The sequence below is a fragment of the Salinivibrio sp. AR640 genome (assembly GCF_001995405.1).
In the GTDB taxonomy this organism is placed as follows: Bacteria; Pseudomonadota; Gammaproteobacteria; order Enterobacterales; family Vibrionaceae; genus Salinivibrio; species Salinivibrio costicola.
Window position 1 is genome coordinate 86,805 of record NZ_MUFD01000011.1, and the last position, 1,057, is coordinate 87,861.

The following is a 1,057-nucleotide window of genomic DNA, read 5'->3' on the forward strand; positions in this document are numbered from 1 at the left end:
GGTCTTTGGTTAGCTAAATACAAAGATATTGAAATATACTACGATAGTAACTTAGAGAAAGAAAGAGTTCGAATAATGCTTTCTTCTATATTAAATGAGCAAAGCTATGATCTCTCGAATAGTTCTCCACATCAATATCTGAGTATCGATGAAGTTCATTCAAACGATGTCATTTATGATGTTGGAGCTGCTGAAGGGTACCAGTCAAAAGTTTGGTCAAAGAAAGCAAAGAAAATAGTAGTCTTTGAACCAGATCCCAAACAGATCAATTGCCTAAACAAAACATTTATAAAAGAGATCTCAAGTGGGAAAGTTATTATTATACCGTTTGGTGTATCAAACTTTACAGGACAAAAGCTAATTTTCGGTCAGGAGTATCAGTTCGCGACCCTAAAGGATTTAATTCGCAAATTTTCCTTACCATTACCTACTATTATAAAGGCGGATATAGAAGGGCATGAAATGCAGTTGTTACAGGGAGCCAAAGATATCTTAACAAATGGCAGTGTGCGAATTGTACAAATTGCTACATACCACAGATCTAATGATGAGTATGATATCCCGAATTATCTATCAAAGTTCGGGGGAGTTGGTAAATTTAGTGATGGGACTATTTATTTCAATAGAACATTTGACAATTACACCAATCTACTTATCCAAGAACAATATGAACAGCTATTCCAACCAGTATTTAGAAAGTGTTTGTATACACATTGGTTTAAGTCTTGAAGAATATAGTTAAGTACTTTATGGGCGATACCATCGTGAAGGTTGTAGGTATCGTTTCCTTACCAGTTTATACGACAATTCTTACACCGGAAGAGTTTGGTCGTTACATAATWTTTCTTACTTACCTATCATTATCATCAGTCATTATGACTTTAAATATACAGGCTTCCTCAGGAAGGTATTATTACGAGGAATACTTAGACAAAGAAAAATTCTTATCGTCAGCAATCAATATAGGTGTGATTTTTCTTTCTTTTACATCCATATTTTTGGGAGCAGTACTGTACTTTTTTAACATTGATATAGATATCAGTGCGGAGTGTGTATT

General features: G+C 34.1%; 2 protein-coding genes. Both read left to right on the top strand.

The window, feature by feature from the left end; genetic code table 11:
• A partial coding sequence (locus tag BZG75_RS07730) for an FkbM family methyltransferase (protein ID WP_077576636.1) occupies positions 1-729 on the top strand: 729 nt, incomplete at its 5' end.
• Between the two features lie 20 nt (positions 730-749).
• The coding region (locus BZG75_RS15210; RefSeq protein WP_199878869.1) for a hypothetical protein at positions 750-1,057 on the top strand (308 nt) is incomplete at its 3' end.